The organism is Saprospiraceae bacterium (assembly GCA_016714025.1).
GTDB lineage: Bacteria > Bacteroidota > Bacteroidia > Chitinophagales > Saprospiraceae > Vicinibacter.
The window spans coordinates 1,415,778-1,438,384 of record JADJOB010000002.1; the positions used below are offsets into that span (position 1 = coordinate 1,415,778).

General features: G+C 36.8%; 16 protein-coding genes, 1 tRNA gene and 2 pseudogenes. 9 read left to right on the top strand and 10 right to left on the bottom strand.

Features of this window, described 5'->3' with window-relative positions; genetic code table 11:
- Positions 1–202: 202 nt before the first annotated feature.
- The 3 genes from lon to IPJ80_08840 all read right to left on the bottom strand — a co-directional run bounded on the left by lon (position 203) and on the right by IPJ80_08840 (position 5,388).
- Positions 203–2,620, bottom strand: coding sequence for an endopeptidase La (gene lon / locus IPJ80_08830; protein ID MBK7913592.1), 2,418 nt, complete (start codon positions 2,618–2,620; stop codon positions 203–205).
- A 648-nt stretch (positions 2,621–3,268) separates the two neighbouring features.
- Entirely contained in the window at positions 3,269–3,892 is a 624-nt protein-coding gene (pdxH, locus tag IPJ80_08835; protein ID MBK7913593.1) for a pyridoxamine 5'-phosphate oxidase, read from the bottom strand.
- A gap of 116 nt (positions 3,893–4,008) precedes the next feature.
- Positions 4,009–5,388 (bottom strand): TolC family protein, encoded by a 1,380-nt coding sequence (locus IPJ80_08840; GenBank protein MBK7913594.1) that lies wholly within the window; start codon positions 5,386–5,388, stop codon positions 4,009–4,011.
- Between the two features lie 142 nt (positions 5,389–5,530).
- Between IPJ80_08840 and IPJ80_08845 the strand changes: the two genes are divergently transcribed.
- The 5 genes from IPJ80_08845 (at position 5,531) to IPJ80_08865 (ending at position 13,190) form a co-directional block, all read left to right on the top strand.
- Positions 5,531–5,866 carry a cytochrome c gene (locus tag IPJ80_08845; protein MBK7913595.1) on the top strand — a complete coding sequence of 112 codons (336 nt, stop codon included), beginning with the start codon at positions 5,531–5,533 and terminating at the stop codon, positions 5,864–5,866.
- On the top strand, positions 5,856–6,824 hold the full coding sequence (locus IPJ80_08850) for an NAD-dependent epimerase/dehydratase family protein (protein MBK7913596.1): 969 nt from the start codon (positions 5,856–5,858) through the stop codon (positions 6,822–6,824). The genes IPJ80_08845 and IPJ80_08850 overlap by 11 nt, the downstream gene beginning before the upstream one ends.
- 141 nt (positions 6,825–6,965) lie before the next feature.
- Positions 6,966–8,780, top strand: a complete 1,815-nt coding sequence (locus IPJ80_08855; GenBank protein MBK7913597.1) for a T9SS type A sorting domain-containing protein — start codon at positions 6,966–6,968, stop codon at positions 8,778–8,780.
- A gap of 128 nt (positions 8,781–8,908) precedes the next feature.
- Entirely contained in the window at positions 8,909–11,659 is a 2,751-nt protein-coding gene (locus IPJ80_08860; GenBank protein ID MBK7913598.1) for a TonB-dependent receptor, read from the top strand.
- 109 nt (positions 11,660–11,768) lie between these two features.
- A complete protein-coding gene (locus tag IPJ80_08865; GenBank protein ID MBK7913599.1) occupies positions 11,769–13,190 on the top strand; it encodes an amino acid permease in 1,422 nt (473 codons plus the stop codon).
- A 39-nt stretch (positions 13,191–13,229) separates the two neighbouring features.
- Here the strand turns inward: IPJ80_08865 and IPJ80_08870 are convergent, their stop codons facing one another.
- The 6 genes and pseudogenes from IPJ80_08870 to IPJ80_08895 all read right to left on the bottom strand — a co-directional run bounded on the left by IPJ80_08870 (position 13,230) and on the right by IPJ80_08895 (position 18,554).
- Entirely contained in the window at positions 13,230–14,906 is a 1,677-nt protein-coding gene (locus tag IPJ80_08870; GenBank protein ID MBK7913600.1) for an Omp28-related outer membrane protein, read from the bottom strand.
- 338 nt (positions 14,907–15,244) lie between these two features.
- Positions 15,245–15,481 carry a membrane protein insertion efficiency factor YidD gene (gene yidD / locus IPJ80_08875; GenBank protein ID MBK7913601.1) on the bottom strand — a complete coding sequence of 79 codons (237 nt, stop codon included), beginning with the start codon at positions 15,479–15,481 and terminating at the stop codon, positions 15,245–15,247.
- A gap of 21 nt (positions 15,482–15,502) precedes the next feature.
- A complete protein-coding gene (locus tag IPJ80_08880) occupies positions 15,503–16,678 on the bottom strand; it encodes a hypothetical protein (GenBank protein MBK7913602.1) in 1,176 nt (391 codons plus the stop codon).
- Between the two features lie 288 nt (positions 16,679–16,966).
- A tRNA-Leu gene (locus IPJ80_08885) sits at positions 16,967–17,048 on the bottom strand.
- A gap of 672 nt (positions 17,049–17,720) precedes the next feature.
- Positions 17,721–18,058 (bottom strand): annotated as a pseudogene (locus IPJ80_08890) (carboxymuconolactone decarboxylase family protein).
- 28 nt (positions 18,059–18,086) lie between these two features.
- Positions 18,087–18,554 (bottom strand): hypothetical protein, encoded by a 468-nt coding sequence (locus IPJ80_08895; protein MBK7913603.1) that lies wholly within the window; start codon positions 18,552–18,554, stop codon positions 18,087–18,089.
- Positions 18,555–18,587: 33 nt separating this feature from the next.
- On the opposite strand from IPJ80_08895, the gene IPJ80_08900 reads away from it, so the two are divergent.
- The 3 genes and pseudogenes from IPJ80_08900 to IPJ80_08910 all read left to right on the top strand — a co-directional run bounded on the left by IPJ80_08900 (position 18,588) and on the right by IPJ80_08910 (position 20,490).
- On the top strand, positions 18,588–19,772 hold the full coding sequence (locus IPJ80_08900) for an AI-2E family transporter (protein ID MBK7913604.1): 1,185 nt from the start codon (positions 18,588–18,590) through the stop codon (positions 19,770–19,772).
- Positions 19,773–19,881: 109 nt separating this feature from the next.
- A pseudogene (locus IPJ80_08905) lies at positions 19,882–19,980 on the top strand (transporter).
- A complete protein-coding gene (locus IPJ80_08910; protein MBK7913605.1) occupies positions 19,966–20,490 on the top strand; it encodes a hypothetical protein in 525 nt (174 codons plus the stop codon). Before IPJ80_08905 ends, IPJ80_08910 begins: the two are co-directional and overlap by 15 nt.
- 115 nt (positions 20,491–20,605) lie before the next feature.
- On the opposite strand, the gene IPJ80_08915 is transcribed toward IPJ80_08910, so the two are convergent.
- Complete coding sequence (locus IPJ80_08915; protein ID MBK7913606.1) at positions 20,606–20,986, bottom strand: DUF2237 domain-containing protein; 381 nt, start codon at positions 20,984–20,986, stop codon at positions 20,606–20,608.
- Between the two features lie 457 nt (positions 20,987–21,443).
- On the opposite strand from IPJ80_08915, the gene IPJ80_08920 reads away from it, so the two are divergent.
- Positions 21,444–22,337 (top strand): OmpA family protein, encoded by an 894-nt coding sequence (locus tag IPJ80_08920; GenBank protein ID MBK7913607.1) that lies wholly within the window; start codon positions 21,444–21,446, stop codon positions 22,335–22,337.
- The last annotated feature ends 270 nt before the right edge of the window (positions 22,338–22,607 follow it).

Consider the following 22,607-nt stretch of genomic DNA (forward strand, 5'->3'; position numbering starts at 1 on the left):
TAAATAGAATTTTTTAGTTTTACAGGCCCCCGAAAAAACATAAATCATTTAGGTCCACACTCAATCCGTCCAGTCCTCCATCCGTCCAGTCCTCCAGTCGTCCAGTCCTCCAGTCGTCCAGACCTCCAGTCGTCCAGACCTCCAGTCGTCCAGTCGTTCCGCCCTTCAGCCTTCAGCCTTCAGCCCTCCCGTCCTTGTCCGACTAAAACATCCCAATGTTCAAAGTATGCTGCAACACTTCATTCATATCTTTAACGTATATAAAATCTAATCCTTGCAGATGTTGAGGATTTACCTCTTCTATATTTGCTTTGTTTTCAGTACACAATATGATGGTTTTAATACCGGCTCGTTTTGCAGCCAATACTTTTTCTTTTATTCCACCAACCGGCAATACCTTTCCACGTAAAGTAATTTCTCCGGTCATTGCTAAAAACGATTTGATTGGTTTCTTTTTAATTGCAGAACAAATTGAACTTAACATCGTGATACCAGCTGAAGGTCCATCTTTTGGAATCGCACCTTCCGGTACGTGAATATGAAAATCATAATTTTCAAAAAAGTCGGATTCAATTTGCAATTCTTCTGCATGCGCTTTAATAAAACTAAGCGCTGTACTGGCAGATTCTTTCATTACATCACCGAGATTACCAGTCAACACCATTTTACCTTTTCCTTTTGAAATGCTGGTTTCGATGTATAAAATATCGCCTCCTACACGCGTCCATGCCAATCCAATCGCCACACCGGATGGAAGATTTTCCTGATAATTATCGTTAGTGAAACGAGGTATACCCAGAATTTCTTTTAGAGAATCTTTTTTTATCGTGACATTTTTCTTTTTATCCATGGCGATGGTACTCGCTGCTTTACGCATCAAGGATGCCAATTGCCTGTTGAGTCCGCGCACACCGGATTCCCGGGTATATTCCTGTATAACGCGCTCCAACACCTCATCGCTTAATTTAACCTGAGTTGCTTTGAGTCCATGATCGCTTAATTGCTGTGGAATTAAATGATCTTTTGCAATTTCAATTTTTTCTTCAGTACTATAACCCTGGAGTTCGATAATTTCCATGCGATCCATTAAGGCAGGTTGGATGGTACTTAATGAATTAGCTGTTGCAATAAACAACACTTTTGATAAGTCAAATTCTAAGTCAAGGTAGTTATCATGAAAACTGGAATTTTGTTCGGGATCCAACACTTCCAATAAAGCGGAAGAAGGATCTCCCCTGAAATCTTTTCCAATTTTATCAATTTCATCTAAAATAAAAACCGGATTGGCAGAACCTGCTTTCCGAATGGATTGAATGATTCGACCCGGCATGGCACCGATATACGTTTTTCGATGGCCGCGAATTTCTGATTCATCGTGCAATCCTCCTAAAGACATGCGAATGAATTTTCGATCCAATGCTTTTGCAATTGATTTACCCAAAGAGGTTTTGCCTACACCCGGTGGACCTACCAAACATAAGATCGGAGATTTCATGTCTCCTTTTAATTTTAGAACTGCCAAATGTTCGATGACCCGTTGTTTAACTTTTTCCAAACCTTTATGATCGGCATCCAAAATTTCCTTACTCTTTTTTAAATCATAATTATCCGTCGTGTAATCATTCCAGGGAAGGTCTACCAATAAATCCAAATAATTCATTTGCACAGAATATTCTGCGACTTGAGGATTCATCCGTTTTAATTTCGCAACTTCTTTTTCATAATGATCTTTAACGTGTTTGGTCCATTTTTTTTCAGAAGCCTTTCTGTTTAATTCTTCTATATCTTGTTCTTGCGGATCCTGTCCAAGTTCTTCCTGAATCGTTTTTAATTGTTGATTTAAATAATAATCTCGTTGTTGTTTTTCCAGATCAGTTCGAACTTTTGATTCAATCTGATCTTTGACTTCCATCAATTGCAATTCATTATTTAAATAACCCATTAAAGTTTCTGCTTTTTTATGCAAGTCATCCATTTCCAACAACTCTTGTTTTTGTTCGATTGGAATGTTGAGATTGGATGAAATAAAATGCAATAAAAACCGGTCGTTGTTGATATTCTTTAATAGAAGTTGTGCTTCATTGGGTATCTGAGGAGACAATTCAATAATTTTTCTGGATTTTTCCTGTATCGAACTAATCATAGCTTGATATTCCAGGTCCTTCGAACTGGAAGTATGTTCTTTCTTAACAATACGTGCTTCAAGGTAAGGTTCTTCTTTGGTCCATTCACTGATCTGAATGCGTTTCCGGCCTTGAAGAATAACAGTTTGTCCCCCATCCGGCATTTTAAGCAGTTTCACGATGCGCGCTACAGTTCCGGTTTGATATAAATCCTTAAATCCTGGATCTTCTGTCCGATGATCAAGTTGTGTTAATACAGCTATGTATTTATCGGTTTCTTGAGATTTGGCCAACGCACGAATGGATTTATCTCTACCCACGGTAATTGGAATGATGACCCCGGGAAACAACACAGTATTTTTCAAAGGCATCACGGGCAGGACCTCCCCATATTTATCTTCGCGGACCGGTTCTTCATCTTCAGCTACAGCTACAAATGGTAGCAACTCCTCATCTTCCTGAAGTTTTGAATCAAATATTATATTGTTAAAATTCATAATGTATAATTCGTTATAATTAATAGATCTTCGATCTGGTATGTATTATTCCTCAACAGCTATGCCATTATCCCAAAGGCTGAATTAATGGACAAAAAGTCTAATTAAAGAAGACAATTTGTCAAAACGGAAGAGAAGTCTATAGCTAAGAAGTCTGTAGCCATAACTTTATTGTGGACAATTCCTTCAAATGCTATTATGGTAAAACGGTTGAAACTAGCTTATTCTGAATGCGTCCTTATTCGTCTTTAATTCGTGCATTCGTGGCAAATCTTTCTTCTTTAATTCGTCTTTAATTCGTGCATTCGTGGCAAATCTTTCTTCTTTAATTCGTCTTTAATTCGTGCATTCGTGGCAAATCTTCCTTCTTTAATTCGTCTTTAATTCGTGCATTCGTGGCAAATCTTTCTTCTTTAATTCGTGCATTCGTGGCAAATCTTCCTTCTTTAATTCGTCTTTAATTCGTGCATTCGTGGCTAAAAAATAAGGATGCCAATTTTCAGTGTTCTGATTTTGACAAACTACAATTTCACAAATTTCAACATTGAAAAATTAAATAATTCCAGCATTCAAACCTAAAAACTTCCTACATTAAAGACTTCCTTTCCAAAGACTGCCACCCTAAAGACTTGCAAGGCTTTCTAAAATTTAAGGAGCTATACAATTTATTTCCCAAATGTCATTTTTCAATTGATACTGAAATCGATCGTGCAAACGATTTTCTCTGCCTTGCCAAAATTCAAAATAATCAGGGATTAATTTATACCCGCCCCAATGTTCGGGTCGTTGTACCTTGTCTGGATTTTCTTCAAAAAATTTAATTGCCATTTCCAATTCATCCCGGTGTTGAATCAATTGACTTTGTGGAGATACAATGGCTCCAATCTGACTAAAAAATGGACGCGACTTAAAATATCTTTCAGATTCTTCCGAAGAGATTTTTTCAATCATCCCTTCAATTCGAACCTGACGTTCAAATTCTTTCCAAAAAAACAACAAACAGGCATTGGGATTCAAAGCCAATTGCTGCCCTTTCCGACTGTTGTAATTGGTAAAAAAATAAAAATGACCGTTTTCTACATTTTTAAGTAAAACAACCCGAGAAGAAGGACGTCCGCGATCCGATACTGTAGATAAGACCATCGCATTCCCATCCGGCAACTGGTTTTGTAAAACTTCATCAAACCATTTTGTAAACTGATCCACAGGATCCAATAACAGCTGATTAAATTCTAATGTTGAATGTTTGTATTCTTTGCGTAAACTATCCATGGAAATCAATTACGAATTACGAATTACGAATTACGAATTACGAATTGCGAATTACGAATTACGAATGATTGAATGTGATTGAAATTCGTAATTCGTAATTTTTAATTCGTAATTAATCAAATCCTTCCCATACTCTTATCCAAATCTACTTTTGCCTGAATCAAATTGATTTGTGCTTCCAGTAAATTGGCTTGAGCCTGATAGAGGTCCCGTTCAGCATTGCTTAATTCTAAACTGGAGCCAATCCCTTCTTTAAATTTTATTTTGGTGGTATTGTAAATATTTTCTGCGAGTGCTACCGTCTTCTTTCTGGATTCGATGGTGACACTGGCATTCAGGTATTGAATTTTAGCATTTTCAAATTCCAATTGTGCTCCACTTTCAAATTCCTTTTGTTGTAATTTCGTTTTATCCAACAACATTTTTGCACGCATGATCTTACCCTTCTTGTCAAAACCATCAAAAATTGGAACACTTAAATTAAGTCCTACTAAACTGGTAGGAAACCAATCATTGTCTTTTGAATCAAATAATTTATTGCGTTGTAAACTTTCTTGAACACTTGCAAATCCAAACAAAGATGGCAGGTAAGCCATTTTGTAACGTTTTACATTTATTTCTGCCAATTGCAATCCTTGTAAAATGACAGGGTATTCAGGCCGGGCATTGTAATTCAATTGGATGGATGGATCCATAATTTCCAGATAGGAAGTATTCAACAGCGCATTCAGGGAATCACTGAGTGTAAGTTCCTGTTCATAAGGATAATTTATCTGAAACTTTAATACATTTAAAGTGATGGTTGCCAATCGCTGCAATTTTTCTTTTTCCGTATTCAGATTTTGTAGAGACAATTCGATGCGATCAACATCTAATTTTTCAATTAAGCCGGATTTATAAAATTCATTCAGATCTGAATTTACTTTTTGTAAATTGGAAATATTTTTAGTCAGTATTTTTAAATTTTCCTGAATAGCCAATGCTCCCAAATACGCTTTGGTTACATGATATTTAACTTCAGATTCCGTTTGGTTGATTTGTTTTACGATCAGGTCTTTATACAAGCGCTGTGCTTTTAATCCAACAAAAAAGGAACCATCAAACAAAAGAGTAGAAAATTCCAAACCTGCGGTTAGATTGTTTTTAGTTCCAAATTGGACTGGTACACCAGGACCGGCATCAATGTCCCGTCGTGGCAACAGGTTTTCATCAAAAAGAACATCATAAATCGCCGGACTAATAAAATTAGGGAATATGCTGGTGGGTAATTTTAAGAAGTAATTGTAAGAAACGGAACCTGATAATTTAGGTAAACCGATTGCATAATATTCTTTCAATTGACCTTCAACATCCTGAATATTTAATTTTTGAATGTTTAATTGCTGATTATTGATTTTGGCATAATCAATTGCTTCTTTAAGACTAAAACTTTTTTGTGCCTTGGTTTGATTTAAAATCGAAATCACACAAACGGCCAGAATTAAGAAATGCTTCATTCAGAAAATTTTACAAAGATGATTAGAAACCGTTTGAATCAGACTTTATTAAATTCTGATTAACGTACGGATAGTGACTTTTATAAAAAGCCATGGAATTAAAACTAATTTTACGCCCTGATGTTTACAAAAACAGCTGAAAATGAGGATTTTTTTAGTCAGTTGGGCTATTTTGATTGGTGTTTTGCTATTTGGATGCCAGGAATCTGCTTCTAATAGCAAAGTTGGTAAGGAGCCTGACGGTCCGAATCTGTTTCGTCGCTATTGTGTCAATTGTCATGGCTTGGATGGATCTTTGAAAACCAATGGAGCCAAAGACCTCCGGTATTCAATATTAAGCCTGGAAGAGCGGATTTTAGTAATTTCTGAGGGGAGAAATGTAATGACCGGTTTTAAATCCATATTGGAAGATGCTGAAATTCGTGCACTGGCGAAGTTTACGCAAAGCCTGAATCAAACTCCAGCAAATGGGCAATAAGTCAATTTTTTTGACAGGTGCCAGCGGCTTGTTGGGGAAGGAGATTCTTTCTCAATTGCTAGCTTCCAATTTTTACGTAAAACAACTTACCAGAAAACCACGGGGAACGACCTCAGCGGCACAGCTAATTGTTGGAGATTTATTGGATCCGGTTTCTTATGAGCTCGCATTGGAAGGCGTAGAAACCATCATCCACTGTGCGGCTATGATATCTTATAACTCAAAGGATCGAAAGCAATTGTATCGGGTTAATGTTGAAGGTACCCGCTCATTGATCAATGCAGCGTTATTTTATGGGATCAAGAATTTTATTTTTATCAGCTCCGCAGCGACCATGGTTCGCTCTGCGGATGAGTTATTGGTATCTGACCAGGCTGTCGGACAGCCCGTATTCAGAAGCTATTATGCAGAAACTAAATATCTAGCAGAATTGGAAGTTTGGCGCGGGGCAGCGGAAGGATTAAATGTGTGTATCCTCAATCCAAGCTTGATTCTTGGGGATGCATCATGGGATCAATCTTCCATGCAGCTATTTCAAAGAGTTAAGACCGGTTTATCCTTTTATCCTCCTGGAAATGTGGGTTTGATTGCTGCCGATGACATTGCACGCATTGTATTGAAAGTCCTCAACGAAAATCTATGGAACAAACAATTTTTACTCAATGCAGAAAGTTGGACTTACCAGAGATTTTTAAATGCGATTGCAGAATCTTTGGATCAAGCACCCATCAATAAAAAAGCAAATAAATTGACTGCACAGCTGTTGGCTTTCTTTGACGGTTTAGCTTCCCGTGTGATCAACAAAAAATCATTGATAAATCAGGAAACCATTCGGACAAGTTTCAGCAAACTAACTTACAAGGACGAGTTGAGCCGAACAATTCTGCAACCGGAATACCAACCTATCCAGGAAAGGATTTACAAAATATGTAGGAAATCGACTTTAGATTCTAAGTAAAATTAAGCCTTTTAATTTCAATTATCTTCACAAATATTTGAAATTTAATATAATATATATATTATATAATAAAATATGAATACAATCTTCCTGCATTCGTTAATCAATTGTAAATTTATAGTTCAATCAAAAAACTATTATATGAAGAAAGCTTTACACCTTTTATTTTTATCACTTTTTGCTGCAAGCTCGTATGGGCAAGCAGTAGTAGTAAATTCACCCACTTCAATTGCTGGGGTTTATCAGTTTGGAGTAGCCACAGCTTGGGGAGCTGATTTACTTTCTAATGTTTGGACAGCAGATGCAGTTTTAGTCCAAACGAACAATCCGACAACACCCACACAAGGTTGTGATACGATTGTCAACAAAGCGGAAATTGCAGGTAAGATTGCTCTGGTTGATAGAGGTACTTGTAATTTTAGTTTTAAAGCTTTAAATGCACAAGATTATGGTGCCATTGGATGTATAATTTTTAACAATGCTCCGGGTGCTGGAGTTGCAGGTATGGGTGCAGGAACTTTTGGTGGATCTGTTACCATCCCAGTAGTTATGTTGTCCTATGAAGATGGAGTAAAAATTAAAGAAGCTTTAGCAAATGGCGCTGTAAATATTTCAATTGGAAACATCAGATTTGCAAATGACTTGGCTACCAATAATCGCGAAGGAGTTTGTCATGCTCCATTTGGAACTTATCCATTTTCATGGATTAAAAAAACTGGAGATCTTGAATTAACTCCCGGTGCAACAGCAACCAATAAGGGTAATAATTTAGCCTCAAATGTAAAAGTGAATGGTAAAATCAGTTTCACACCAACTGGTGGTTCTCCAAGTCAATTTTACGATAAAACATCTGCTGATGGAGTTTTTGTAGAAGTGGATTCAAGTTATGATTTATTTTTAGAGCCACAAGATTTGTTTGGTCATGCAAGTACAACCGGGAAGGGAAGTATATCCTATTTAATCAGTTCTGATAGTTCTGAAGCTTCAGGTGGAGATAATGCTGCAGTATCTGATTTTTACTTATCTAATAATTTATTTTCAAAAGCTCGTTTAGCTTCGAATGGCAGAGATCCTTTTATTACTAACAATTATAGAAGAGGAGATGGAACCAACGCCGAATATGTAACTGGTTTTAAAATTCCATATGGTAAAGGATGCAAAATAGATACCATACTTTTTAATATGGCTGTATCTGCGCCCGCTACATTAGCAGGATTAACTCCAGAAGCTACTTTATATGGCTGGCAGGATTTAAATGGTGACGGAGACGCAACTAATGATGAATTGAGTTTTTTAGCATTAGGCACTTATACCTTTGATGCTGCAGATGCAAGAACATCAGCGGTTGTTCGGGTTCCTTTGGAAGATTTCAATACCAGTGACCCAGGTTATACAATTCCAGATGATAACATCGGTGTTTTTGTTGGAGTTCGTTATTCAGGAACAGATCAAACACCATTTTTTGGCTTTGATGAAGGCATGGATTATTCATGTAATAATGCGATTCGTGATGCTGCAGGAACATTAGCAATAACTGATTTACCCTATTTAGGAATTACTGGATATGATGCGAATACTGGAGTACCGGATTTAGATAATGCCGCATTTACTTTTACCGGACTTACTAGCGCTTTGGCTGTATCCATGGTTTTTTCAGGTCCATGTATTATTGTTGGCAACGATCAATTATCAGAATTAGATGCACAATTGAGTGTTTACCCAAATCCTGTTAAAGACCAATTAGTTGTTGGCTTAAGCTTAAAAGAAAATTCTTCAAAAGTCGTTTATAATATCATTGACAATTTAGGAAGATTGATCAAACAAGAAATTGATCCAAACAATAGCAAAGAGTATCGCGCAAGATTTGATGTCCATAATCTGACCAATGGCCAATATCATTTGCAAGTACGCACAGACAAAGGCTACAAACAATTTAGTTTTGAAGTCATGAAGTAATTCGTAAAATTGATAGAATAAAGAAAGGCTGTCTGCATTATTGTTGACGGCCTTTTTTAGTTTTATCAAAGAATTTTAGATATTAGAAAATATGTTTAATTTCACTTATTCAAAATAAAAACCAAATTATGAAAAGAACAGTGTTGTTTCTATTTTTTAGCCTGTTGTATTTATTACAGCTTGAAGCCCAACGCATCATAAATGGTATGGTACAAGATGCCACCGGAAGTCCGCTCATTGGAGCCAGTGTGTATGTGGTGGGTACTACTACGGGCACCGTATCAGATGCAAATGGTCGGTTCAGTATTAAAATGAATGAAGGGCAGCAATTGCAAATTAGTTTGGTAGGTTATAATCCGGTTACAATTTCTGATTTTAACAATCCAAATCTGATTATTAATATGGAGCCTTCGATGACGGCTTTAGAACAAGTGGTTGTCGTCGGTACCCGCAGAGCCAATCGCATCCAAACCGAAACTCCCGTTCCGGTTGATGTATTGCAAGTGAGTCAAATGCAATTTCCAACCGCAAAGATGGACATCACATCCATGCTCAATTTTGCAGCTCCTTCTTTTAACTACGCCAAACAATCTGGATCGGATGGTGCCGATCATATTGATTTAGGTACACTCCGCGGAATGGGACCGGATCAAACCCTGGTCTTGATCAATGGTAAACGTCGACATCAAACTGCTTTTGTTTCTGTATTTGGTACCCGAGGTCGAGGTAATTCTGGAACGGATTTAAATGCCATTCCTCAATCTTCGATAGACCGGATTGAAATCTTACGGGATGGTGCATCTGCACAGTATGGATCCGATGCAATCGCTGGGGTGATGAATATTATTTTAAAAAAGAATCCTGGTAAACTCACAGGAAGTGCAGGATATGCAGCGTATTATGACAATAAATACAATACCATACTTTCTAAAGATCAGGGCTATCAGGAATACGATAAAAAATTGGATGGAGCTACTTTTAATGTTGGCGCCAACTATGGCATTTCTCTTGGTAGTAAAGGAGGTTTTTTAAATATTGGAGCTGATTTTGCACAGATTGACAAAACCTATAGACAGGATCCCGACCAAATCCTTCCATTCAACATCTATCGCAGAACACATGGAGATGGTTCTGTAGATGCATATGGCAGTATGGCCAATTTGGAATTGCCATTAATGGATGATAATAAATTAAACGTTTATGCATTTGGAGGATATAATTTCAAGAAATCAGATGCCTTTGCATTTACCCGCCGTTTTGATGACAATCCGGAACGTTTTCCAACAGATGATCAGGGAAATTTAATACCTGTACCCGGAATCATTAAAGCTACTGCAGATGGCAGTAGTTTTTATTACAATCCACACATTCAAACTGAAATTAAAGACCTATCCGGTGTAGCAGGTTTAAAAGGTCAACTAGGTGCAGGTTGGGATTGGGATCTGAGTGGAAGCTATGGAAAAAATGATTTTCATTTTTTCGGGGATCAAACATTTAATGCCGGGTTAGGTGCGAGTCAAACGCATTTTGATGATGGTGGATTTAGTTTTTCACAAGCCATCGGCAACCTGGATATTGGAAAAGAATTTCCATCCATATTGAGTGGATTGCATCTAGGATTGGGTACTGAATTCCGTTCAGAAAATTATCAATTGACTGCAGGAGAAGAGGCCTCTTATGCAAATTATAATGTTGATAAACCCAGCGGTTCTCAAGGCTTTCCTGGTTATCAACCGGGTGATGAAGCAGATGAAACCAGATCAACTTTTGGTTTCTATACGGATCTTGAATTGGATGTTACAAAATCCTTTTTAGTAGCTGGTGCCGTAAGACTGGAAAATTATTCTGACTTTGGTTTTACCGACAACTATAAATTGGCTGCTCGCTATAAAGTTGATAACATGACAACATTGCGCGGTTCTGTCAGTACAGGTTTCCGTGCACCTTCCTTACAACAAATAAATTTTAGTTCCACCTTTACCACGGTGCAAGGTGGATTGATTTCAGAAGTAAAAATTGCACCCAACTCGAGTCCGATTACTAAGGCAGCCGGTATCCCCGAATTGAAAGAAGAAGTTTCAACAAATTATAATGTAGGTGTCAGCATTCGCCCAAGTAACAACATTACCTTTTCAGTAGATGCGTATCGCGTGCTTGTAAAAGACCGGGTTGTTTTATCCGGACAGTTTAGTGCAGATGATGCCAGCTTGAGTGCTGAATTGCGACAAACTTTACAGGATTTGAAAGTGAGTTATGCCCAGTTTTTTGCCAACGCGGTCAATACAACAAATTCCGGTGTGGATGTGGTGCTGGATTGCAATCATAAATGCGGTATGGGAAGCTTGCGCTATTTGTTTACAGGAAATGTTCAGCGTATGGAAATTGATAAAATCAATGTTCCGAAAGCATTAAGTACTTCCGCTTCCAATGTAGAATACTTTTACAGCGTTCGCGAACAAAACTTTTTGTTGGCTTCTGCGCCAAAAACAAAATTCGGAATGAGCCTGGATTACAATTATAAACGTTGGACGATTGGAACCCGTGTTAATTATTTCGGACAAGTTAATTTATATGGTTATGGTGATTTCGCAAGTTTATTACCCGAAGTTCCAACAGATGCAGATGAAAATGTGCGGGTTGCAGATTTGTATTTATACAAACCAAAATGGGTTCAAGACGTATATGCGTCTGCACGAATTATCAACGGACTGACCCTCTATCTGGGACTCGACAATATTTGGAATGAACATCCAGACCTGGGTTATGTACCGGGTGCTGCAGGATGGGCATACAATAATGAAACCGGTGGTCCCTGGGATGCAGTTCAAATGGGTGGCAATGGTCGAAAATTGTTTGCCCGCTTAGGATTTAATTTCTAAGATTCGGTTTTCTAAACCTTCTTTTCTTTGTTCCTGTTCCCAAGCCCAGAGTTTGCCCTGGGTTTGGGAACAGGAACAAAGAAAGGCTTCGTGTTTTAGAAATCAAACCATGCCACAGCTCTCCCGTCAACTCAGCTATTCAACACTTCTGGCCATTGTCATAGGAGCTGTTATAGGATCGGGTATTTTTTTGAAGCCGGCATCCATGGCCAGCCAATTTCCTTCTATTTATGGGATTCTGATTTTGTGGTTGTTTGCAGGAGCAATTACCCTCATTGGAGCATTGACCAATGCAGAAGTTGCTTGCTTGTATCCGGAAACAGGCGGACAATATGTGTTTTTTAAAAAGATGTTTGGTGATTTTGTGGCGTTTTTATACGGTTGGGCCTCCATAGTTGTTTTTAATACAGCAGGCATCGCATCCATTGCTTATGTGGCTTCTTATTATCTCGATTATCTATTCCCATTATTCCGGTTTTCAACAAACATCGAGTTGATGTATTCTTTTCATTTGCCGGGCGTGGGTACGTTTTATATTTTAGAAATGTTTGGCAGAAAAATTCTCACGATCGGAGTGATCATTTTTTTTACCATTTTTAATTGTTACAGTACACAGCAAAGCAGTTGGATACAACGTTTTTTGACCGGATTAAAACTTGGCAGTATATTTTGTGCAATCCTTTTTTTGTTTTTGTTTTCACAAAATAATTTTATTGTTCAACCACAAGCACCACTTCTTGAAAGTAGTTTAGGATGGTCAGGATTTATAGCAGCACTGGCCGGTGCATTTTGGTGTTTTGATGGGTGGAATAATCTCAGTTTTGTTGCAGGTGAAATAAAAGATCCAAATAAATCCATAGCCAAAAGTTTACTTTTTGGTTTGTTGGTATGCACTGGAATTTATTTATTATTTAATACCGTATTGTTTTATGTACTTCCGTTTAATGAAATCCAACAATCAGAATTTGTAGCCGCAACAGCTATGGAATATGTTTTTGGAAATACCGGTGGATTGATCATTAGTTTTATAGTCATTATTTCAGTATTGGGCGCTGTAAATGGCAATGTGTTTGCTTGTTCACGGGTGACCTATTCGTTTGCTGTCGATCATCGATTTATGTCCGGCATTGGTACGATTCATCCAAGATACCAAACTCCATTTAAGGCCATTATTGTCAATTCAGTCTGGGCTTGTTTATTTGTGTTGTCAGGTTCGTTTGATCAATTGACCGACATCTTGATTTTTGTAAGTTGGATTTTTTATGGATTGAGTGCAGCCGGTGTTATTATGTTGCGATACAAAAATCCGCATCTTGAACGACCTTTTAAAGTACCATGCTTTCCGTATTTGTCAGGATTGTTTGTAGTGTTTACTGGATTTTATTTGTACACCACCATTTACAATGATTATATAAATTACATGAACGGTTCACAACCGGTGCTCAAATGCATTGTAGGCCTGCTCTTAATTCTGGCAGGAGTTCCTTTATATCTTATTTCGAAAAAGGCAAAAAAAAATCGCCACGATTAAGTTCAATCCTGGCGATTTTATCTTGTTTTGATTTAATTATTAAAAACGAATCAACCGGCTGGTGCCGATCAATTGATTGTTTTGATTTAGTTGAATAAAATAAACCCCACTGTTTAGATTTTTTAAGTTCAATGGAATTTGATTCAATCCACTTGTTATATAAATTGATTTTTCATCAAGCTGATTTCCGTTAACATCCAATATCAATAATTGAGCAGTTCCTGATTGATTGCTGTTGTATTCAAGGGTACCAAAGTCATTGACAGGATTTGGAAATAGTTTTAAAAGATTTGCGTTGGAAACATCCTGATTTGAAACAGTAACCGTATACGTACCAAAATCACGCTCTGCTGTACCAACACCCAAGACTCTTTGTTGAATGATCAGGTTTATTTGTTCATCAAAAATTTTATACGTACCATTCAAACTGCTGGTTGAGTTGTTCGTTTGCACGGTATAACAACGGTCTTTATCTAGATTCAGAAAATAGGTTCTGGCCATGTTATCAGGAAACGGACCATCTGACAAAATCAATTTACCCTGATCGTCTTTAATGGTGAAACTCAGTAAAGAAGGTTGTGCACCCGGCTTCATTTCAAACGTAGAATTCAAAGTGGTGGAAGGAGCCGCCTGAAATGTCAAGAGTGACGAATTATTGATGGTATTGATGTCGCTGCCTCCATTCACTTGTTGTACTTCAATTTGCATGGTATTCTGACCTTTGTAAGCGGTAAAATTGATTGCAGGCAATACGATGTCTACTTCTTTTAAGAAATCCAGTTTACCGGTCCACTGATAGGTAGAAGGGCTGCCGCCATTTACACGATAACTGAAATCAAGCGAAGTCACAGATTGATTTCCAGTATTGATGATTTTTACAATCGGGGCAGTTTGATTTCCACAAATGACAGTATCTGTAAAGTTACCGGTTGGGTTTGCCTGTTTAATAGCGACATCCAATCCTGCAGTTGGAGTAAAGAGCACTTCTTTGTTTTCAGATTGATGAATTTCTTTTGTGGCATCATCCTGAATAAAGGCAGCGGTCTCCAAATTTTTAAAATTGTACAGCTTGTCAAATTTATAAACGTATTTAAATGTTTTCGTTTGACCAGGTTGATTGATATCTGAAATCGAAATTCCTTTTGAATTTGGTAAGTATTTTTTCATTACATGGTAGAAATTCTTTTCACCATTGTTACCCGGTGGACTGGTCCAACTTATAATTTTTTCCAAAACGGCAATGCGCAATACAGGTTTAGTAGTGGTTGCACCGGTCAGCTTAACCGTTACTTCAACTTCAATTGAGTTGTAATCAGGCAAAACAGTATTGTTGATGCTGATTTCATAAGGTGAAGGTTTTAAATATTCATTTTGAATGCTGGCATCTGTGATGGTGGCAGTTGGATTTCCTGAGCTGTAGGCATCGAGAAAAATATCAGGAACCCCCGTAACACCATAATAATTTACCCGGTCCTGTACTTCTCCAGGATTGTCTTTGTTCATAGGGTCCACGCCTGGCCAGCTCACCTGATGCGTGATTTTTGTAATCTTAGTTTTGTTGCGTTCCAGAATGGGTTGCAATTGCGGATTGATGGCAGCACAAGGGCCACAGGAAGCCTGAGTAAAATGTTCAATCAACACTTTACGCTGGGATTGCCCCAAAAGGGAAGCAGTCCAAAGACAAATAAATAGAATGCTTAGGTTGAAGGATTTCATAATTTTGTAAATAAGGACTTAAAGGTAATGGAAGTATACAGATTTTGGAGGGGTCCTGGCCAATTTTAACGTTAAAATTCCCGGTCTTGATAAATATTAGCATAATTTCTGAAACCAAATAAAACATTGTCTGTTTGCATCAGAACGGAAGTATCCGAAAGAGACTCCCCGGTAGTTGTCTTATAAATCTGTCAAAGGACAAAGGTTGGTTATTGTTGCTGCCGGGGATTTTTTAAAATATTGCTTCTTTTTCAGGAGTCAGCAAAGAAGCATTAAAGCTGTTAAGCTGACAAGCTTTAAAAATCAGACTCCTTTTGTCCTCCTTTCCTCTTATACCCTTATCTACTTCTCCTGTTCTCCCTTTTAGGTACTGGATCTTCTCCACTGGAACCCCATGGATGGCATCGGCTGATGCGTTTAAGTCCGAGCCAACTGCCCTTTAAAACTCCCCATTCTTCAACAGCCTGGATCATGTACGTTGAACAGGAAGGTTCGAAACGACAATTTTTTCCCAATAGGGGAGAAAGCAGGTACTGATAAGCTTTAACTGGAAGTATAATCAGGTATTTTAGCACTGTAGCTTAGGTTGATTTGGATTATTTTATTTTGTCTTTTATGATGTTTTTAACCTGGCTTTTAAGTTTTTCAACCGCATCTAATAAAATCGTTTCGTTGCTGGGAAAAGCCACTAAACGTCCTTTTAATTTGCGTTCGCACTCATCAGTTACATAAGATCGATCCCCTTTAATTAAACGGGCCATTTTGTTTTCAAACACTCCTTCTACCTGTAAGCTTTTGGTAAATTCAATATCGGTAGAACGTACGTTGATAAATTCCAGGCGACCTCCAACCAATACGGATTTGAGTTGACTGATTTCTTCAATGGTTGCAACATAACGGGTTACCACTTTTTCTTTAATTTCTTTACCCAAGGTATCTCTTCTTGGTTTTCCATTTCGGTCTTTCACAACTTCTTCGGTTGTTATTTCATTTACATCATCATAAATCCGGGTTTTTTCACGCTCCGGACTAAATTCCATTTGAGTTAAATTGAGTAGGATGTAATGATCGTAGTTTAATGCAGGATTTGCTTTAACATCAAAATTTTTAAATTTAGAATTTAATCCATCTACACTCCATTTTAATAATTCAGCTTCAACATCTGCAGGAATTATTTGGTTGGTTTGATTATTTATTTTAACCAGATAATTTTCCATACTTAAATTGAGTGCATCTTTTTTTAGCTGTTCTTTTTCTTTGTATTGACTAAACAATCCATCAATTTTATTGAGGTAATTATAAGCTTCCCGTGCAGCATTTTTATCGCCACTTCTTCTGGATTCATCAATCAGACTGAGTGCGGATTGATAATAAAAATCAGCGGTATTGCGCTTGGATTCTTTTTTAAGTTCGTCGATATTTACAAAATTAAAAGTAGCCTGATACCCATCATTTGTTTCCAAAGGCAATAAACCTTCAATTTTATTTTGACGGGAAGTAATTTGATTGTGAATAGTATAAACACGGGTCCAGTTTTCTGGTATGTTTTCATCACGCAAGGTTTTTTCAGTTCTTAAATCACGGTCCTGTGCTTTTTTAAACGCATATTCCAATGCAATGACTTCATCTTTCTTTTTATTTTTCTTTCCGGCAAGTCTATGTACCAATTTATCAATAGCCTGATCGTATTGACCCTTGTCTATCATTTTATCTACATTAGCACACGAAGTCAAAACCAGTAAAGAAAGCAAATAGCAATATAGATTTTTCATTTCATTTGAATTTATAATTACGAAAGTAAGACTACAAAAAAATTGTATTTAGTTATAGGATTTAAATTGGTGCAAAACGCTTAATAAGTTAAAAGGATTTAATAGAGTTTTAACGGAACTGTTAAGGAATGTTGAAAGGAAAGTTTCAACTTTTTTCCAAAACTACAATGGTTCAATTCTGCAATGCTACAATATGGCACTGTTTACAATTTATTAAAATGTATTTAAAAAATTGTAGCATTGAACCATTCCAAAATTGCAACATTCCTTCAAATCTTTCTTAACAAGTGCCCGGAACAGAAGTCGAATCTGCACACCTTTCGGCATACGCCCCTCAAACGTACGTGTCTACCAATTTCACCACCCGGGCAGAATGGGGCAAAGATAAAACGGGAATGCTTGTTTTTTTCTACTCTTGATCGCGGTAAAGGATAATTTGTTGATTGGTATTTAGCTTCTTTTTTATTCTAATATCGCAATCCAAACAGGCTTTAATGCCCTAATTATCAAGCCTGATATGCAGATCAATAATTTTTAATAAATATTTAATATTATTATAATATGTAATATATAATCAGTTTATTTGCAGCGTTTAATATGTATTAAAACTCCAAGCAGCTTAAGGTCTTTATAATTAATTATATTATATATAAACTTTTTTTATAATATTTTTCGTTGATTATTTGGATATTTGGATGCTAGAATTTATTTTTACGTCAAATCCCAGCGACAGTATATCTATAACGATCAGATACCCTATCGCTCCATTTTATAAGATTTATTTCAAATTGGTTTATCCAATTCAACCAGACATCTATTTAATTTTAGATAAAGAACGTAGTTTTCTTATTTTGAGACCTTAGTCGAAAGAGCCTGAATTTGCGCCTTGCAAATTTGGGCTTTTTTTTTCTGACAGAAAATCAACTAAATTAGGTACAACCTGCAAACGAGTTTTAATTAAGCATTTTTTAAGCTCCATTCTAAAAGACTACAGACTACAGACTACAGACTAAAGACTAAAGACTACAGACTAAACATCTTTTCAACCCTTCAACTCTTCCCAAAACTCAGCCGCCCTTCTCGTATGTGGAATACAGATTGAACCCCCCACCATATTTGCGATTGCAAACACGTCATAAATCTCTTCTGTACTTACCTCATTTTCAGAACATTTTTGTAAATGATATTTGATGCAATCATCGCAACGAAGGACCATGGAAGCAACAAGACCCAGCAATTCTTTGGTTTTTACCGGAAGGGCTGATTCCTGATACATTTGATGGTCCAGCGAAAAAAACGTTTTAAAGGAAGGTGATCGTGTGATAAGATCACTTCGTTCATACGAGATCTGTAATCATTAAATTCCTCAACAAGTGACATGGTTTTATTTATTTTGAAAAAGCAAAGATTAAACTGTATTTCGATTGTATTGTTTCCAAATACTTGCAATCATTTTTAAGGGAATGCAACATCCGGAAAAAATAAAAGCACTGGCAAAAAAGATCATTTCAGTTCGTATATAAACGGACAAGCTGGATTGATCGGCTTCATTGAGATGTGAAACAAATTCCTGTATTCCAACTTCATCCAGATACCCTTTGAATCCATAAAACGATGTAATACCCCAGAATACGACCGGAATCATTAAAAAGAGCACTACCAATTTAAAAGGGATCCACCAGGCATACGGGGTGTATTTCCAAAGAAAGATCCATCGGACAAATAAGATCAATCCCAAAATATAAAAAAAGTTGACCTTATAGAATTCAAATTCAATTTTGTAAAAATGGATTGGAAACAGAATAAGTGCTGCCAAAAGTGCTGCTGATATCCACCAGATTAGTTCGATTGTCCAAATATTTCGAAGAACGTTCATGATTTGTTTTTAATAGAATTTTTAGATCAATCCATGGAAAAGCGTGTAAATGTAAGCTACAGCTTCCTCATTGAATTGTATCTTTACTCCATGTGGCAAAAATACTACCGGTACATCATCGGGATCGGTATCTTGATCTTTTTATTATTTGTACTGAGTTATTTCAGTGAAGTCGTTAGTTATATTCTGATTAGTTGGGTGCTCAGTATGATTGGTCAACCCATTATGGGTTTCCTATTGGTCCGCCTCCATTTATTGCGTTTTTCGTTTGGAAAATCGCTGGCTGCCCTGTTGAGTCTGATCAGCATGTTTAGTATTTTAGGGGTGTTGTTGTGGTTATTTGTACCCTTGGTGATTCAACAAGCGGTGGTATTGTCTAAAGTGGATTTCAATGCAATTTCACTGGCTCTTCAGGAACCCATTGATAAGCTGAATATTTGGCTTCGTTCCCTGGGCCTGGAACCAGGACCCAGCGCGGGGGATCAGGTAAAATCGTTTATAGGCTCTTATTTTGATCCCAGTCACATCAGTGATTTTTTTGGAACCTTACTCAGTAAAGCCGGTTCAATTTTTATCGGTTTGTTTTCTATACTTTTTATCAGCTTTTTTTTCTTGAAAGAACGAGGCTTGTTTACAGAAATCGTGGAGTCATTCGTACCTACTGGACAAGAGCGTAAAGTGCGCAATGTAATTGACGATGTAAGTATATTATTAACCCGTTATTTTGGAGGGATCGTTTTGCAAATGACAATTCTGATGCTCCTTTCAAGTGGACTTTTAAGTTTTTTCGGAATTAAAAATGCATTATTGATTTCATTTTTTTACGTTGTCATGAATATCATTCCTTATTTGGGTCCGGTTATTGGAGCTGCGTTTGCTTGTTTGCTTACAATTTCCTCTAATTTGGAAATGAATTTTTATTCTCAAACACTTCCCTTGTTGTCAACAGTATTGTTGGTGTTTATCGTCATCAAACTATTAGATGATTTCATTATTCAACCGTATATTTTTTCAAAACGTGTACAAGCACATCCTTTGGAAATCTTTATTGTAATTATGATTGGAGCCCGTGTTGGTGGAATCATCGGAATGGTGGTTGCTATACCGGCTTATACTATTTTCAGGGTATTGGCTAAAACATTTCTCAGTGAATTTAAAGTAATCCGAAAAATTACTGAAGATTTAACAACCAAAGAATTGTCAACCGAAGAAGACTAAGATTTTAAATATATTTGTTTATAAGTTGCGTCAAATAATAAATTATGTATTCCGATATTCAACATGCATTTGAAGGGTATATGCAAAGTTTAAGCAGCATGATCCCTCCATAGTAAATGCTTTAATTATTTTAATTATCGGATGGGTTTTAGCAAAAATTATCCAATGGCTGGTTTATAAATTAAGTCATGCATTGGGAATCGATCGACTGGCTCAAAAATCCGGCGTACATCGGTTCCTCGCAAAAAGAGGCATTAAACGGGGTTTTTCCGGACTGGCATCTTCTATCTTTTTCTGGATGATCATTTTGATTGTGATGGTCAAATTTTTTAATCTCCTGGGTTTAGAAGTTGTATCCGATTTACTCAATCAGTTTTTGTTTTTTATCCCTAATGTATTAATCGCTTGTGTTCTCATTATTCTTGGCTTTTATCTTGCAGAATTTGTTTCCAGCCTCGTAGTAGGATCATTGGAAGAAAGCAGTTTTGAAAATCCGGAGTTGATTGGCAAATTGGTTTTCTACTGCATTGGCTTTTTTACACTGGCTATAGCCTTAACCCAAATTGGAATTGGTGAAACCCTCATTACCAATGTAGTCAGTATTTTCTTTGGATCCATCGGATTAGCTTTTGCCATCGCATTTGGACTTGGAGCCAAGGACTGGGCCTCAACCATCATGAACAAATATTTTCGGAATTCTAAAGATTCGGAAGAATGAAAATTGGGAGCAATGTTCCAATTTTCCAATGCTGCGATGTTCCAATGTGGTAATGTTTCAATTTAATATCCGTAGCTAGACGTAGCTTGGAGCTACATCAACGGGCAGTGTTTTTTTACGATAAACTGCTGGTTTCAACTTTATATTCCAACAATACTTCAAACGGAATGTATTTTAGAACATCTTGATTCGTTGATTCCAAAATAATTTCTGGAGCAGCGCCGGCTTCCCAGGCCTCTTTCCAACGCAAGGCACATAAACACCATTGATCACCGGGCTTAACTCCGGCAAATTGATATTCTGGTCTTGGGGTGGACAAATCATTGCCTCTGAGTTTTGAGAATTCAAGAAATTCAGTGGTTGCGCGGATGCATATCGTGTGCATTCCAAGATCATCAGCCCCAGTTGTACAACAGCCATCACGATAAAACCCGGTTAAAGGATCCATACTACAAGGCACTAATGGCTTTCCAAATACATTTAATTTTAAATTCATCAATCTATATTTAACAGAATATCAATGTTATATATTTAAATAGCAACTCTATTCAAAACCCCTTCAGCCCCGGAATCAGTAGTCAGGAATTAGTATTCAGTAGTCAAAAATTTTAGCAACAGCCTAACAAATTAACAAGCTAATAAGCTAACAAGCTAACAAGCAAATAAGCTAATAAGCTAATAAGCTAATAAGCTTGCAAGCTAACAACCCTCCAGCCCAACAGCCCAACAGTCCAACAGTCCAATAGTCTAATAGTCTAACAGTCTAACAGTCTTATAGTCTAACAGCCCTCCAGCCCTTCAGCCTTCCTTCCCTCCAGCCCTCCAGCCCTTCAGTCCTTCCGACCTTCCGTCTATTTCCTCTTCTCCATACCATTAACATATATTTTATCAATTAAACCAGCCAAAATTGTACTTTTGTGGCCAATTTTAAAATATTTAAACAATATACCAAAATGAATAAGATTGTAACGCTTGCTTTTTCTGTTTTGTTCTTAGCTTCTTGTGTATCCAGTAAAAAATACAAAGATCTTCAGTCTGAAATGGAAAATGCTAAAATGAGTTTGCAAAAATGCAATGACAACCTTGCAAACTGTGAATCGGAGAAAGCTAAAATAGCCTCTGATTGCAAAAATCAGGTAGCTACTTTAGATGCTGAATCCAAATCCAAATCAAGTAAAATTAAATCGCTTGAAGAGCAAATGGAAATGTTGAAAAAAACCAATAACAATTTATTGGATCGTTTATCTGATTTATCCATTGTAAGTAAAGCAGGTGCAGAAAGTATTAAAAAATCTTTGGATGCCTTGAATGAAAAAGATCGCTACATCAAGGATCTTAACAATGCAATGGCTCGTAAAGATTCACTCAATATGGCATTGATCCTTAACTTGAAAAGATCACTTTCTGGTATTAATTCTGAAGACGTAAATATCGAAGTTAAGAAAGGCGTTGTTTTTGTTTCGCTTTCTGATAAAATGTTATTTAAAACAGCCAGTGCAAGTATCAATGAAAAAGCAGGAATGGTACTTGAAAAAATTGCTAAAGTCTTAAATGACCATAAAGATTTAAACATTATGGTTGAAGGTCATACAGACAATGTACCAATGTCTAATGACTGCGTAGCAGACAACTGGGATCTGAGTACAAAAAGAGCAACTGCAGTAGTTCGTATGCTGGAAAAGAAATACAAAGTGAGCCCAAGTCGTATGACTGCAGGAGGTCGCTCAGAATATGATCCAAAAGCATCTAATGACAATGCTGACGGCAGAAAAGCCAATCGTCGGACAGAAATAATTCTGGTACCACAATTAGATCAATTCTTTAAATTGATCGCTCCTCAGAGCTAAGCGCTGATAAAAAATCAATAGCTAAAATGCCATGTACATTCCTTATGTACATGGCATTTTGCATTTCTAATGACTCAAAATATTATTTTGCGAGCCAAACAGCATGGAAATCCACCAAAACCTTAAAAATTGGAAAGTTTCAATGCGTTCTCCAGATTATATTTTGGTAACATTAAAATGTTTATTTTATTTTTAATGTATATAATCTCAAATAATAATGGATTATGTATTATAAATAAATTTAATATATTTTTTTTTAAATTTCCATTT

What these genes read in the sequence shown, in the direction of transcription:
- IPJ80_08865 (MBK7913599.1), top strand. Translation starts at nt 11,769, where the DNA reads ATGCCACAGCTCTCCCGTCAACTCAGCTATTCAACACTTCTGGCCATT.
- IPJ80_08845 (MBK7913595.1), top strand. Translation starts at nt 5,531, where the DNA reads ATGAGGATTTTTTTAGTCAGTTGGGCTATTTTGATTGGTGTTTTGCTA.
- IPJ80_08850 (MBK7913596.1), top strand. Translation starts at nt 5,856, where the DNA reads ATGGGCAATAAGTCAATTTTTTTGACAGGTGCCAGCGGCTTGTTGGGG.
- IPJ80_08855 (MBK7913597.1), top strand. Translation starts at nt 6,966, where the DNA reads ATGAAGAAAGCTTTACACCTTTTATTTTTATCACTTTTTGCTGCAAGC.
- IPJ80_08895 (MBK7913603.1), bottom strand. Translation starts at nt 18,554, where the DNA reads ATGAACGTTCTTCGAAATATTTGGACAATCGAACTAATCTGGTGGATA.
- IPJ80_08870 (MBK7913600.1), bottom strand. Translation starts at nt 14,906, where the DNA reads ATGAAATCCTTCAACCTAAGCATTCTATTTATTTGTCTTTGGACTGCT.
- IPJ80_08840 (MBK7913594.1), bottom strand. Translation starts at nt 5,388, where the DNA reads ATGAAGCATTTCTTAATTCTGGCCGTTTGTGTGATTTCGATTTTAAAT.
- pdxH (MBK7913593.1), bottom strand. Translation starts at nt 3,892, where the DNA reads ATGGATAGTTTACGCAAAGAATACAAACATTCAACATTAGAATTTAAT.
- IPJ80_08920 (MBK7913607.1), top strand. Translation starts at nt 21,444, where the DNA reads ATGAATAAGATTGTAACGCTTGCTTTTTCTGTTTTGTTCTTAGCTTCT.
- lon (MBK7913592.1), bottom strand. Translation starts at nt 2,620, where the DNA reads ATGAATTTTAACAATATAATATTTGATTCAAAACTTCAGGAAGATGAG.
- IPJ80_08915 (MBK7913606.1), bottom strand. Translation starts at nt 20,986, where the DNA reads ATGAATTTAAAATTAAATGTATTTGGAAAGCCATTAGTGCCTTGTAGT.
- IPJ80_08900 (MBK7913604.1), top strand. Translation starts at nt 18,588, where the DNA reads ATGGAAAAGCGTGTAAATGTAAGCTACAGCTTCCTCATTGAATTGTAT.
- IPJ80_08880 (MBK7913602.1), bottom strand. Translation starts at nt 16,678, where the DNA reads ATGAAAAATCTATATTGCTATTTGCTTTCTTTACTGGTTTTGACTTCG.
- IPJ80_08860 (MBK7913598.1), top strand. Translation starts at nt 8,909, where the DNA reads ATGAAAAGAACAGTGTTGTTTCTATTTTTTAGCCTGTTGTATTTATTA.